11 protein-coding genes and 2 pseudogenes are annotated in these 13,735 nt (G+C 35.5%); 5 read left to right on the forward strand and 8 right to left on the reverse strand.

What is annotated here, in order from left to right:
• Nucleotides 1-515: zincin-like metallopeptidase domain-containing protein (locus QW060_RS26475; protein WP_290365531.1), on the reverse strand; the 515-nt coding region annotated here is incomplete at its 3' end.
• A gap of 11 nt (nt 516-526) precedes the next feature.
• Nucleotides 527-1,543, reverse strand: coding sequence for a tetraacyldisaccharide 4'-kinase (gene lpxK, locus QW060_RS26480; RefSeq protein WP_290362229.1), 1,017 nt, complete (start codon nt 1,541-1,543; stop codon nt 527-529).
• A 66-nt stretch (nt 1,544-1,609) separates the two neighbouring features.
• On the opposite strand from lpxK, the pseudogene QW060_RS26485 reads away from it, so the two are divergent.
• The 3 genes and pseudogenes from QW060_RS26485 to QW060_RS26495 all read left to right on the forward strand — a co-directional run bounded on the left by QW060_RS26485 (nt 1,610) and on the right by QW060_RS26495 (nt 4,378).
• Nucleotides 1,610-2,703: pseudogene (locus tag QW060_RS26485) on the forward strand (Nif3-like dinuclear metal center hexameric protein).
• Between the two features lie 2 nt (nt 2,704-2,705).
• Nucleotides 2,706-3,488, forward strand: a complete 783-nt coding sequence (locus QW060_RS26490; RefSeq protein WP_290362227.1) for a zinc ribbon domain-containing protein — start codon at nt 2,706-2,708, stop codon at nt 3,486-3,488.
• A gap of 2 nt (nt 3,489-3,490) precedes the next feature.
• Entirely contained in the window at nt 3,491-4,378 is an 888-nt protein-coding gene (locus tag QW060_RS26495) for an alpha/beta hydrolase (protein ID WP_290362226.1), read from the forward strand.
• Here the strand turns inward: QW060_RS26495 and QW060_RS26500 are convergent.
• The gene (locus QW060_RS26500) at nt 4,375-5,424 is read right to left on the reverse strand and encodes a glycosyltransferase family 9 protein (RefSeq protein WP_290362225.1); all 1,050 of its coding nucleotides are present in this window, start codon (nt 5,422-5,424) and stop codon (nt 4,375-4,377) included. The two genes, QW060_RS26495 and QW060_RS26500, sit on opposite strands and share 4 nt — an antisense overlap.
• A 122-nt stretch (nt 5,425-5,546) precedes the next feature.
• Between QW060_RS26500 and rluF the strand changes: the two genes are divergently transcribed.
• Nucleotides 5,547-6,410, forward strand: coding sequence for a 23S rRNA pseudouridine(2604) synthase RluF (gene rluF, locus QW060_RS26505; protein WP_290362224.1), 864 nt, complete (start codon nt 5,547-5,549; stop codon nt 6,408-6,410).
• A gap of 37 nt (nt 6,411-6,447) precedes the next feature.
• Here the strand turns inward: rluF and QW060_RS26510 are convergent, their stop codons facing one another.
• From QW060_RS26510 to argS, 5 genes and pseudogenes are all read right to left on the reverse strand, one after another.
• Nucleotides 6,448-6,867, reverse strand: coding sequence for a DoxX family protein (locus tag QW060_RS26510; protein WP_290362223.1), 420 nt, complete (start codon nt 6,865-6,867; stop codon nt 6,448-6,450).
• 101 nt (nt 6,868-6,968) lie between these two features.
• Nucleotides 6,969-8,741, reverse strand: a complete 1,773-nt coding sequence (locus QW060_RS26515) for a MutS-related protein (RefSeq protein ID WP_290362222.1) — start codon at nt 8,739-8,741, stop codon at nt 6,969-6,971.
• A gap of 78 nt (nt 8,742-8,819) precedes the next feature.
• Nucleotides 8,820-9,707 carry a bifunctional 5,10-methylenetetrahydrofolate dehydrogenase/5,10-methenyltetrahydrofolate cyclohydrolase gene (locus tag QW060_RS26520; RefSeq protein WP_290362221.1) on the reverse strand — a complete coding sequence of 296 codons (888 nt, stop codon included), beginning with the start codon at nt 9,705-9,707 and terminating at the stop codon, nt 8,820-8,822.
• A gap of 26 nt (nt 9,708-9,733) precedes the next feature.
• Nucleotides 9,734-11,077 (reverse strand): signal recognition particle protein, encoded by a 1,344-nt coding sequence (gene ffh / locus QW060_RS26525; RefSeq protein ID WP_290362220.1) that lies wholly within the window; start codon nt 11,075-11,077, stop codon nt 9,734-9,736.
• 163 nt (nt 11,078-11,240) lie between these two features.
• Nucleotides 11,241-13,018 (reverse strand): annotated as a pseudogene (gene argS, locus QW060_RS26530) (arginine--tRNA ligase).
• 256 nt (nt 13,019-13,274) lie between these two features.
• Between argS and QW060_RS26535 the strand changes: the two are divergent.
• A partial coding sequence (locus QW060_RS26535) for a carboxypeptidase-like regulatory domain-containing protein (RefSeq protein WP_290365532.1) occupies nt 13,275-13,735 on the forward strand: 461 nt, incomplete at its 3' end.

Raw genomic sequence — 13,735 nt, forward strand, 5'->3', positions numbered from 1 at the left:
CGGTCTTTGTGTCCTGTCCAATGAATAATTTCATGAAAAACAGTTGAATAATATGCATCCTTATTTTTGAAATACTGCGGTTTTGGTAAATGAATTTCATCTCTTCCTGGAATATAATACGCTTCGCCTTGTACTAAATGTTGTAATGATAAATTTTTGGTTTCAATTAAACCATTAATAAAATTTTCGGCACATTCGTCAAGCTCAATGAGTTCAACATCAGCAATAATTGGAAACTCACAATCATTTATATTTTCAACGTTATCCGTATGAAATACACGATAATACTTCATAAAGCTTTTTACCCGATATTGCTTTTGTTTGGTGCTATCTAAAGCCTTAAAATCAGCAAGTTGAATACGTTCTTCCGTTTCTTTATGTCTAATATCATAACTAAAGTATTGTATTGGTAATGACTTTGAACCTTTCTTAATTTTACCTTTTGATTTAGTAATTTGATTAAAAGTCGCATAATAGCAATTTGAACGCTTATTTATCAACATATCAAGTGCCAATATAAATTGTTCTATATTGATTGTCTTACAAAATTCAATATAGTATTGTCAAACAAAGAATGATCATTGATAAAAGTAGTTTCAATAGGTAAATAATACAACTGATCAGGATGTATTTTACCTTTCAAGCGCATAAAATCTTTTTCGGTAGTGATAATTTTTTTTCCGTTCGCTTTCAATATTATCTTCTGAATATCCGTTTCAGAAAAATGATGATGATCCGGAAAAGTTATGGTTTTCGTTCTGCCAATTTTCAGATGATCATAAAAGTAATGAGGTTTTGCAATTCCGGCTACGGCGATAAAAGCTTCTCTATCTATTTCTTGCAATTCAATTGGTTCAATTCCATTATATATGTACTTGTCGTACGATATTGAAGTAAAAAACAATTGCTGATGTTTAAGAATAGAAAGTTTATTGGCAATTTTTTCCTGAGCATCAGAAGAGAGATTCGGAGGGCATTTTGTTACAATAATAACATCAGCCCTGCTGGCTCCTTTTTTAGATTCCCTTAAATTACCTGCCGGTAATAATAGGTCATCCATATATAAATCATTATACTTGGTTAGTAGAATAGTAAACCCCGCTTTAATGTGACGATGCTGGTAGGCATCATCCAAAAGAACTACCTCTGTTTGTGGTAATTTTTTCATTATCTGACGCACACCGTTTACTCTGTCCGTATCTACAGCTACATATATATCTTTAAATTTGGTAAAATATTGATACGGTTCGTCTCCTATGTCTTCCATTCTTGAGGTTTTATCTGCCAGATAAAATCCTGTCGTTTTTCGTTTGTAGCCACGGCTGAGAGTTACTACACGGAATTGTGGCTCTAATAAACGGATCAAATACTCTATCTGTGGCGTTTTGCCTGTACCTCCTACACTAAGGTTACCAACACAAATAATAGGAATATCAAAAGAAATCTGCTCTTTCCAGGATTGATCAAATGCTATATTACGCAATTGTGTTACTGCATCATATACAACAGAAAACGGAAATAGTAATTTTCTAAACGATATCATAACACGAAAGTAGCTATTTTTTTTATCTTTGAAGGTCGGAGCGTATTATAAAATCTCCTGTTTAATATGAAAATAAAAGAAATAATCCCGATTTTAGAAGAAATGGCTCCTTTGGGGTACGCCGAAGATTTTGATAATGTGGGTTTACTGATAGGTGATGCTGAAACAGAAATAACAGCAGTACTTGTATGTCATGATGCGATTGAAAGCATTGTTGAAGAGGCCATAGAGAAGAAATGTAATCTTATTATATGTTTCCATCCTATTCTTTTTTCGGGTTTAAAAAAATTACCGGTAAAAATTATGTGGAAAGAGCTGTGTTGAAAGCCATCAGAAATGACATTTCTATTTATGCGGTTCATACCGCTCTGGATAACCACCAAAATGGTGTCAATAAAATTTTCTCTGACACTTTAGGGCTGATGTCTCCTAAAATACTCATCCCAAAACAGTCTTATATATATAAACTTTGCACATATGTACCGGCAAATGCAGCAGCTTCCCTAAAAGATGCTTTGTTCAGAGCCGGAGCCGGAGCTATCGGAAATTATGATATGTGTAGTTTTACTTCGGAAGGTACAGGTTCTTTCAGAGGAAATGATGCCAGTAATCCTGTATATGGTACAAAAGGAACAATAACTTATGCTGAAGAAACCAAAATTGAGCTTATTTTTGAAAACCATCTGCAATCAAAAATACTTAAGGCATTGTTCCAAAACCATCCGTATGAAGAAGTTGCTTATGAGATCAGTAAATTAGAAAATGTACATCAGTCTATTGGAATGGGAATGATTGGGGAGTTGCCGGAAGCTATGCACGAAAAAGAATTTCTGCTAATGGTAAAAGAAAAAACAGGTACCGGAGGTATCAGGCATAGTGCTTTTCTCAACAAACCTATAAAAAAAGTAGCCGTTTTAGGAGGATCAGGAAGTTTTGCCATCAAAAATGCTTTGCAGCAGGGAGCAGATGCTTTTATCACAGCGGACCTCAAATACCATCAGTTTTATGAGGCTGAAAATCAATTATTATTAGCTGACATAGGCCATTTTGAAAGCGAAAGATATATAAAAAATTATATTGTTGATTATCTTACAAAAAAAATTACTACTTTTGCGATTATTTTATGTGAGAGAAACACAAATCCAGTAAACTACCTATAGATATGACAAAGAAAGCAGAACTTACTGTCGAGGAAAAATTAAGAGCATTATATGATTTGCAATTGATTGACTCCAGAATTGATGAAATTAGAAACATGAGAGGAGAATTGCCTCTTGAAGTGGAAGATTTAAAAGACGAAGTTGCTGGACTAACTACTCGTTTGCAAAAATTAAACTCTGAATTAGAAACAGTAGAGGAGCAGATTAAGGTAAAGAAAAATGACATCGATACCTTTAAAGAATCCATCAAAAAGTATACAGAACAACAAAAAGATGTTCGTAACAACAGAGAGTTCAACTCTTTGACAAAAGAGATTGAATTTCAGAATTTAGAAATTGAATTAGCTGAAAAGCACATTAAAGAATTCAAAGCTACTATTGAGCACAAGAAAAACATTATTGCTCAGACCTCAGAAAAATTAGAGTCAAAGTCTACACATTTACAGCATAAAGAATCTGAATTAAACAGTATTTTATCTGAAACTGAAAAAGAAGAATCGTTATTAGCTGAAAAATCAAAAGAATTTGCAGACTTGATTGAAGAGCGTTTATTAAATGCATACACACGTATCAGAAACGGAGTAAAAAATCGTTTGGCGGTGGTATCTATAGAGCGAGGAGCATCTGCAGGATCTTTCTTTACCATCCCACCTCAGGTACAGGTAGAAATTGCAGCACGTAAAAAAATCATGACAGATGAGCATAGCGGAAGAATTTTGATTGACAGTGCTCTAGCTGAAGAAGAAAAAGAAAAAATTGATGCGATTATCGCAAAATTAAAATAAATTTGAAGCCTCTCTTAAAGAGGCTTTTTTTTATGAACTACTGGAAAAATTTAAAATATCGGTTACTTACCAAAGGTGCAGGGTTTTACATCAATGTTCTGGCTCTTTTTAAAGCTCAGCGGGCTGCTTCTTTAGCATATACCTTATTTTCTGTACCACGCGAAGGTAAACTCCTTGCCTTCACTCCTTTTCTGGAGAAGTCTCAAAAAAAGATATTATCGTTTCAGGAATATAAAATCCAGACGTATCAATGGCCAAATGATGGAGAAACAATTCTGCTCATACACGGATGGGAAAGTAACTCTAACCGCTGGCAGGGTCTTATACAATATTTTAAAAAGAAAAAAAATTACAATATCATTTCTTTAGATGCCCCTGGTCAGGGCATGAGTTCGGGCAAAGAACTGAATCCGATTCTATATAGTCAATTCATCCATGAAGTATGCAAGGAATTTAACCCTGATTACCTGATAGGACATTCTCTGGGCGGACTTACCATGTTTTACTATCAATCTCTGTATAAATTCCCTTCAGTAAAAAAAGTAGTGGGGTTGGGAAGTCCAAACCGGTTTTCACGTATTACAAATAATTACCAGAAATTACTTTCCCTGAGCCAAACCTCATTTCATCACTATATTTCAATTTTTAAAAATCGATTTGAAATTGACATTAAACAATTCAATACAGAACATTTTATTAAACATATCGATCAGCCTATCCTTATTATTCATGATAAAAGCGATCTGATAGTGCCTTATGAAGATGCTTTGGAAATCACAGAAAAAAATCCGGAAGTTACTTTTATTCCAACAGAAAATTTAGGTCACAGTCTTTATAATCAGAATGTGTATAAAAATATCATCGGATTTCTCGAAAGAAAAGATGTTTAGTTTAATGATCGCTGAACCTGATCCATAATCTGATCATAACTCATTTTTCGTGTATCTATTCCAATCTTGTCTGGGCCGTAAGGTGTATACATGTTTAGATCCGTAACAGAAAAAAGACCAATAAGCGGAGAGGTAACCGCACTTCCCAAATGCATCATTCCACTGTCTGCACATATAAAAAGATCCAGATTTTGTAAAAAACCTGCAATTTCACGAATGTCTTTACTATAATAAGAAGGTGCTTTAAATGCTATCTGAGAAACATTTTCTACCGGTAAAACTTCTATGATATTGTACTCAGTACCAAAACGCTGCATCAATCTCTCATAAACATTTGCCCACCATTCTTCTGAATAACATTTTTCACCAGTGGCAAAGGTATAAATACCGATTGTTTTCTTATCATTCTTAACCAATTTATCCAACAAATCCTTACCCTGAGCCAGTTCTTTATCATTTACTTTGATATCCAGCACCGGAATAGCCGTTTTTTTATCCTCGATTCCCAACATATTCAGATAGTAACGAAGATTATAAATGGCATTTTTGGCCATGTGATTATAATCACTATATTGTTTTTCCAATAGTTCAATCTTTTCACCGAAAAATTTATAACGGGCACGTGCTACTTTTGTAGACAACCTTCCGGACGATGAGTTTTGAACTACATTGATGACCATATCATATTTCTTTCTCTTCAATTTAAACCAGACACCAAAGTAGTCCAGCAAATGTTTAAAAGGTTTTTTAGGCAAATTATAAATAGTCTCTACCTCTTTATAGTTTTCAAAAATTATCGGTGAAAGCGTACCCCTTACAAATAAATCAATAGTACAATTTGGAAAAGTATCGATCACTTCATGAACCAAAGGTGTCATCATCAGCTGATTCCCCAGTCTGTTGTTTGGCCTGCTGATCAACACACGTTTTACCGTCAACGGATCGATAGGATCATATTTTGTATAATCAATGGTTTTTCCGATATTTTTGGTCAATCCTTTGGTTACTCTTCTTCTGATAACATTGACTTCCTTTAGTAAGCTCATTTTAAATCAAGGGGTTCGTTCATATTTAGATGCTACAAACATACTAATAAACCTATTATTTTTTATATCACATGATTATTTTTTTATATCGGAGACCATAATATATTTAGTAATTTTGCATTATGGAAGAATTGACAAGACTGAACAAATTTTTATCAGAAGCAGGTTATTGTTCACGCAGAGAAGCTGACAAACTTATTGAACAGGAAAGAGTAACCGTCAACGGGCAGCTTCCTGAAATGGGTACTAAAGTGAGTAAGAATGACGAAATAAGAGTGGATGGCACCCTCATAGGAGAAAATAACGAAGCTTCCGTTTATCTCGCATTTAATAAACCGGCCGGTATTGAATGTACAACCAATCATTCAGTAAGAAACAATATTGTTGATTACATCAACTATCCCAAGCGTATTTTTCCGGTTGGCAGATTAGACAAAGATTCTGAAGGTTTGATCATTATGACGAATGACGGAGACATTGTCAATAAAATTTTGCGCGCCAGAAACAATCATGAAAAAGAATATATCGTTACGGTTGACAAGCCTATAACAGATCGCTTTATAAGTCGTATGGGAAGCGGAGTTCCGATACTGGATACCATAACCAAAAACTGCCGCGTTGAAAAAATAAGCAGAACGGTTTTCAGAATTTTTCTTACACAGGGTCTCAACCGGCAGATACGCAGAATGTGCGAGCATTTTGATTACCAGGTTGTAGCTTTAAAAAGAGTACGCATCATGAACATTTCTTTGGATGTGCCTTTAGGAAAATACCGTGAGATATCGGCTAAAGAAATGAAAGAACTCAATAGCCTTTTAGAAGAATCTACCAAAACGGAAGAAGGCAGTCTGCCTAAAAATACCAATACGGTATCGAGAAAAGTAACGCCGCCTCCAACAAAAGACAAATCTTTTAATCGCAGTAAAAGGAGCATTGAAGAGCGTCCGCTTAAAAACGAACGTAGAAATCCTCGTAATACCAAATAAAAAAAGAGCTTTACAGCTCTTTTTTCTCATTAACAAATCAATATTTAGTTTGATAAACTGAATATTTGCCAGCACCCAAAAAAAAGATGGCTACAGAAACGAATAAATAAAAAATATTCAACTCCGCATTCCATGCACCAAATTCATTAATCTGAAAAGCAGTTCCTGAAAAAGCCAGATAGATAGACATTGCCATTGTAAAAGCAATAACCAAAGAAGCTGTTCGTGTAAACAATCCCAAGATCAGAAATACAGGAAACAATACTTCGCCAATAGGAACTCCCAACCAGAGAAATTCGGGTAATCCTTTATTTTTCAACGAACTGATTATAAAATCATGTCCGTGGGTTAATTTATGTATACCATGAAACAACATAAGACCTCCTACTGTAATCCGAAGAAGTAATTTTCCGATGTCATGATTTATATGTGACATTTGTGTTGACATATCCGTCATTATTTTAATGTAATATAATCAAAACTATTCATAAAAAATGTATCAGAAGATAATCCAGATTAAGAAATAGCCAATATGAGGTATAAACAATAATGATTCTCTTATATGATGCCCATTTTTTGCATGATAAACGTCGCATTTCTGTTTTCACAGATGCCATCCTGCATCTTATAATCAAAGCAAAGTTCATCATTAATAATAGCGACTTCAAATCGTTTGTTTGCCAGAATCTCCGGATACTTATAAGTGGTTTTACAAACTTCAAGATCATGTGTGGCAATCATTCCAGTTGCCTGTGTACATATGATTTTTTCTACTACTCCGATGGTACCCGAAGTTTTATCATCTGAATTAGTTCCTTTCAGAATTTCATCCAAAAGTATAAAAACCGGTTTTTCAGCTGCGTGTTCTACAATTGTTTTCAAGCGTTTTACCTCTGCATAAAAAAAGGATTCACTATCGTTGAGTGAATCGGTCAAACGCATAGATACCCATAACTCCATTGGTGCCACTGTTGCAAACTCAGCACAAACTGTAGCTCCCGCATTTGCCAAAACAAGATTAACACCAACAGTTCTCAGAAATGTACTTTTCCCTGACATATTAGACCCTGTGAGAATAACAAATCTGTTTTGGGTAAAATCAATGTCATTGCAAACTCTTTTCTCTGCTCTTATTAACGGATGTCCTAAAGCAGTAAATTTAAATTCGTTATTATGATTGATGTGCGGAAAGGCAAAATTGGGATTATTATAAGCACAATTTGCGAGACTGTTAAGCGCTTCTACTTCTCCTGCTATTTCAAACCATCGGATCAGTTGCAGGGCGTGTTGTTTTTTCCACCTGATAACTTGTTGAAGTACGTGATTATGGTATTGAAAAAATCCATTAAAAACAATCATCACAAATATATTCGCAATGGTCTGTAGTTTTTCAAAATGAGCTGACAACCGAAGTATGGCATCACTGGCTTTCTGGTTGTCCTTTATCAATTCTCTTTGAAGAGCTGTTAACTGGACTGAAGAAAAATTCTTCTGTTCAATTTCACGAAGAATACCACCATAGTTGGAGAGTGTATGGGAAATTTTATCCGAGCTTACTATTTCCTGCTGCATGCGTTTGCTATTAATAGAAAACAACATTAAATTCAATACAAAAAGAAATGAGGTAAGTTTTCCCACGAGCAGATCTGAAGTAATCAGATAAGCAACAGCACTAAACAGAAATACAACCGGAACCAGATAACTCAATAAGATTTTAATTTTTGAAAACGAAGCCGGCTCCTGCGTACACCATTGTTTTAATTTTTCAAAATCAACTTTTGAGTCATTGGATATTTTTGTCAAAGCATTAATTTTCTGCCTCCAATCTATCTCACCACTAAGCTCTTTTACAGCTTCCTGTCGTTTAACAATGACTTTTTCAGAAGAAGGATGCAACAATATACGGGCTAAAAAATCTTTTCCTACATAGGAAGCCGTTCTGTTGATGTACTGAAAAATAGAGGAAGTACCGAAAATATCCAGATCATAAGAATATGGGTGTTGAGAATCTGTATATTCCGCTCCGTCATCAAAAGAATTAGTCCCCTTTTCCAAAAAGTTCAGTTCGTCTTCATTAATTTGCATAAGAGCCTTATGATATGCCAGCTTTTTTGAAACCGACTGATATCTGTTGATCAATATCACAAATAAAACCACCATTCCAAAACTGATATAGCCGTACAAAGCATTTTCTGTTCTCAAAAAAAGATAGAACAAATAAATAATCCCCAAAATCGTTACTACTCGTAAATAACTCAGAACATTAGAAGTTTTCTTAAGATCGTGATGGATAGATTGATATTTTTTGAAAAGTGTCTGATAGGTGTGCATATATTTTTATAATCTATAATGTAAACATAAAAAAACCATCTGAATTTTCCAGATGGTCTTTGATTTTTTAGATAAAAACTATTCTTTTGCTTTTGCACGTCTTTCACGTGCAAGTAATGTGTTTTTTAATAACATGGCAATCGTCATGGGTCCGACACCTCCTGGCACCGGAGTAATAAAAGATGCTTTTTTACTTACATTTTCAAAATCAACATCTCCTTGTATCACATATCCTTTTGGATGACTATCATCAGCAACGCGCGTGATTCCGACATCGATAACCACCACATCATCCTTAACCATTTCCGCCTTCAGATAGTTAGGCACTCCCAATGCTGTAATAATGATATCTGCCTGTGTAGTAATCTGGCTGATGTTTTTTGTATGACTGTGTGTCAACGTTACTGTTGAGTTGCCCGGAAAGCCTTTTCTACCCATCAATATACTCATCGGCCTTCCTACAATGTGTGATCTTCCAATTACAACAGTATGTTTTCCCTGTGTCTGTACATTATAACGTTCTAATAATTCTAAAATACCGAAAGGTGTAGCAGGAATAAAAGTACTCATATCCAAGGCCATTCTTCCGAAATTCTCAGGATGAAAGCCATCAACATCTTTACTCGGGTCAACCGCCATTAAGACCTTTTGCTCATTGATCTGAGGAGGTAATGGCAACTGTATAATGAACCCGTCAATATCATCGTTTTCATTCAGTTCCTTGATTTTTGCCAAAAGTTCCACTTCAGAAGTAGTTGCAGACATCTTTACAAGGGTAGATTCAAAACCTACACGCTCACAGGCTTTTACTTTACTGCCTACATACGTAAGGCTGGCTCCGTCGTTACCTAAAATCACGGCTGCCAAGTGAGGTACTTTCTGACCTTTAGCTTTGATTTTACTTACTTCTTCTGCGATTTCGTTTTTTATATCATCTGATATTTTTTTACCGTCTAGTAGTTGCATTTTATGTGTGTTGTGTTGTTTTAAAGTTATTTGAGCCCCATTCCTTTCATCTGCCCCATCATACGCATCAGGTTTTTACCTTTTGTACCCTGCATCATCTTCATCATTTTACTCATCTGATCAAATTGTTTCAGCAACTGATTTACCTGTTGGATATCAGTTCCCGAACCTTTTGCGATACGCATTTTTCTCTTTGCATCCAAAACAGCCGGTCTGCTTCTTTCTGCCGGAGTCATAGAGTGAATAATTGCTTCTATATGTTTGAAGGCATCGTCTTCAATTTCCACATCTTTTAAGGCTTTACCAACCCCCGGGATCATTCCAACAAGATCTTTCATGCTTCCCATCTTCTTCACTTGCTGAATCTGAGAAAGGAAATCGTCAAAACCAAATTCATTTTTAGCAATTTTCTTCTGAAGTTTTCTTGCCTCTTCTTCGTCATACTGTTCCTGGGCGCGCTCTACCAAAGAGATCACGTCTCCCATTCCCAAAATACGGTCGGCCATACGATCCGGATAGAATACATCAATTGCATCCATTTTTTCACCGGTACCTATAAACTTAATTGGTTTGTTTACTACTGATTTAATTGTAATGGCAGCACCACCTCTGGTATCTCCATCTAATTTTGTAAGTACTACACCATCAAAATTCAAACGATCATTAAAGGCTTTTGCTGTATTTACAGCATCCTGTCCCGTCATCGAATCTACTACAAATAACGTTTCCTGAGGCTGAATCGCTTTGTGTACCTCAGCAATCTCATTCATCATCTGTTCATCAATTGCCAGACGACCCGCTGTATCGACAATAACGACATTGAAGCCATTCTGTTTGGCATGAGCGATGGCATTCTGAGCAATCTGAACAGGATTTTTATTTTCAGGTTCAGAATACACCTCTACTCCTATCTGATCTCCCACCACATGTAACTGATTGATAGCAGCAGGACGATAAATATCACAAGCCACCAAAAGAGGTTTCTTATTCTTTTTAGTTTTTAGAAAATTGGCGAGTTTTCCTGAAAAAGTCGTTTTTCCCGAACCTTGTAAACCGGACATTAAAATAACAGACGGATTTCCTGAAAGGTTGATACCTGCAGCATCACCTCCCATTAATTCGACTAATTCGTCTTTTACAATCTTCACCATCAATTGCCCCGGTTGTAACGTAGTAAGTACGTTCTGACCAAGTGCATTCTCTTTTACCCGATTGGTAAAATCTTTTGCAATCTTAAAGTTAACATCGGCATCAAGCAAAGCACGACGCACTTCTTTTAAGGTTTCTGCAACGTTTACTTCTGTGATTTTTCCGTGCCCTTTTAATATATGAAAGGCTTTATCAAGTTTATCGCTTAAATTATCGAACATACATGTCTGTTTTAACTAAACAACAAAGATACTATAAAGTATTTTAAGTGTCAAAAAAAGGATTATTATAAACGCATAAAAGCTATTTTCCTGAAGAAAAACAGCTTGGAAAAAAGGAATAAAATAAAAAAACGCTGCTTTATCATAAAACAGCGTTTGCAATTTACATGCGTTCCGGAACATTGATGCCCAATAACCGGAAAGCGTTCTTTATTGTTTTTCCGACTTTATCAGACAACTGAACTCTGAATATTTTTTTAACCTCATCTTCTTCTCCGAGAATTGGCACCGACTGATAAAAGGAATTGTATTCTTTAACAAGGTCATAGGTGTAGTTGGCAATCAATGCCGGACTGTGACTTACTGCTGCATTTTGTATCACATCCGGAAATAAAGCCAATGCCTTGATGATTTCTTTTCTTTCTCATGCATGGCATCCATTACTACCGGCTTAGAATAATCAAAAGCTGATTTTCGAAGAATGGACTGGATTCTCGCGTACGTATACTGAATGAAAGGACCTGTATTTCCAGCAAAATCAACTGACTCTTCCGGATTGAAAAGAATTCGTTTTTTCGGATCTACTTTCAAAATATAATATTTTAAGGCTCCTGAACCAATTGTTTGATATAATGTCGATTTTTCTTCTTCTGAATATCCTTCAAGTTTACCCAGCTCTTCTGAAATATTTTTAGCCGTTACCGTCATATCATGCATCAAATCATCCGCATCGACAACAGTTCCTTCCCGTGATTTCATTTTCCCTGATGGTAAATCGACCATCCCGTAAGATAAATGGTACAGTTGTGATGCCCACTCAAATCCCAGTTTTTTGAGAATTAAGAATAAAACTTTAAAATGATAATCCTGTTCGTTTCCTACCGTATATACCATTCCTCCTACATCAGGAAAATCTTTTACACGCTGTATGGCTGTTCCGATATCCTGAGTAATATAAACCGAAGTTCCGTCAGCACGCAATACCAGCTTTTCATCCAATCCGTCATCAGTAAGATCAATCCAGACAGACCCGTCTTCTTTTTAAAAGAAAACGCCTTGTTTAAGACCTTCTTCCACAACATCTTTTCCTAAAAGATACGTATTGCTCTCATAATAATAGCTGTCAAAATCTACTCCGAGATTTTTATAGGTCGTTGCAAATCCATCATACACCCATTGATTCATCTTCTTCCAAAGTTCTACTACTTCTTTATCACCTGCTTCCCATTTCAGCAACATATTTTGTGCTTCCATCATTAGCGGTGCCTGCTTTTTAGCTTCTTCTTCGGTTTTTCCCTGAGCCATCAACTCATTTATTTCCGATTTGTACGCTTTATCAAAAGCAACATAGAAGTTACCTACCAATTTATCTCCTTTAAGACCGGTAGATTCAGGTGTTTGCCCCTCTCCGAATTTTTGCCATGCCAGCATCGATTTACAGATATGGATTCCACGGTCATTGATGATCTGGGTTTTATATACTTTCTTACCGGAAGCTTTAATAATTTCCGCTACTGAATATCCCAATAAGTTATTTCTGATATGCCCCAAATGCAAAGGCTTATTCGTGTTTGGAGAAGAGTATTCTACCATAATTGCTTTTTGATCCGCTTCGGGTTGCACATATCCATACATATCATCTCCTTTTATATCTTTAAAGAATTGAAGATAATAGGCATCTGCTACCACCAGATTCAGAAAGCCCGCGACTACATTAAATTTAGAAATTTCGGCAGTATGCTCAACAAGGTAGTTTCCGATTTTTGTACCAATCTCTAACGGATTGCCTTTGATCATTTTCAATAGAGGGAATACAACCATTGTAATGTCTCCTTCAAATTCCCTGCGCGTTGCCTGAAATTCTACTTTCTCAATAGAAATATCAAACAATGATTGTACAGCCTGCTGTATCTGCGATGTAAGAATTTGTTGTAAACTCATGATTTCTGCTAATTTTAAATTTTAATAAGCAAAGATACATTTATCCTATTACATGCTCAAATTTTTTATTTAAGCCCGTAAAATAAGGCGTTCAGAAACTTTTTCAAAAAATACTTACTTTTTATTTCATAGAATCTGTAACAATTATACCGATTCTTGTACTAATCAATTATAACAATAAATCCGGAGGTTCCCTTGTTTGTATAGTATGCTAAACAAAGTACCTTATAATACAAAATATAATAAACAATAATCTATGAAAATGAAACTTTTACTTTTAGGAATATTCCTCTACAGCAGCGCCTCTTTTTCTCAAAATTCAGGAAGTGTGACAGGTAATATTAAAGATATGGCAACAAAAGAAGCCATTCCTTACGCTACAATTACCATCAAATCCGGAGAAGAAATTCTCACAGGTGACATGACCAATGAAGAAGGAAAATTTACCATCAAAAACATTCCTTACCAAACACTGACATTAGAGGTTGAATATATAGGGTTCAAAAATTACTCTACCACTATAACAGTTAATAATGACAAGAAAGATATTAACTTAGGTGATATATTACTTACGCAGGATTCAGAGGTTCTGGAAGGACTGGAAATTATTGCCGAAAGGTCAACCATTGAACAGCTGGTGGACAGAAAAGTAATCAATGTAGGAAAAGATCTTACTACAGCAGGTGCAACTGCCGCTGAAATAATGAACAACATTCC

The sequence above is a fragment of the Paenimyroides ceti genome, from assembly GCF_030409925.1.

Bases quoted from the DNA above. Each gene is read 5' to 3' on its own strand.
- rluF (WP_290362224.1), top strand. From the start codon at position 5,547: ATGGAAGAATTGACAAGACTGAACAAATTTTTATCAGAAGCAGGTTAT.
- QW060_RS26490 (WP_290362227.1), top strand. From the start codon at position 2,706: ATGACAAAGAAAGCAGAACTTACTGTCGAGGAAAAATTAAGAGCATTA.
- QW060_RS26515 (WP_290362222.1), bottom strand. From the start codon at position 8,741: ATGCACACCTATCAGACACTTTTCAAAAAATATCAATCTATCCATCAC.
- QW060_RS26520 (WP_290362221.1), bottom strand. From the start codon at position 9,707: ATGCAACTACTAGACGGTAAAAAAATATCAGATGATATAAAAAACGAA.
- QW060_RS26500 (WP_290362225.1), bottom strand. From the start codon at position 5,424: ATGAGCTTACTAAAGGAAGTCAATGTTATCAGAAGAAGAGTAACCAAA.
- QW060_RS26510 (WP_290362223.1), bottom strand. From the start codon at position 6,867: ATGACGGATATGTCAACACAAATGTCACATATAAATCATGACATCGGA.
- lpxK (WP_290362229.1), bottom strand. From the start codon at position 1,543: ATGATATCGTTTAGAAAATTACTATTTCCGTTTTCTGTTGTATATGAT.
- ffh (WP_290362220.1), bottom strand. From the start codon at position 11,077: ATGTTCGATAATTTAAGCGATAAACTTGATAAAGCCTTTCATATATTA.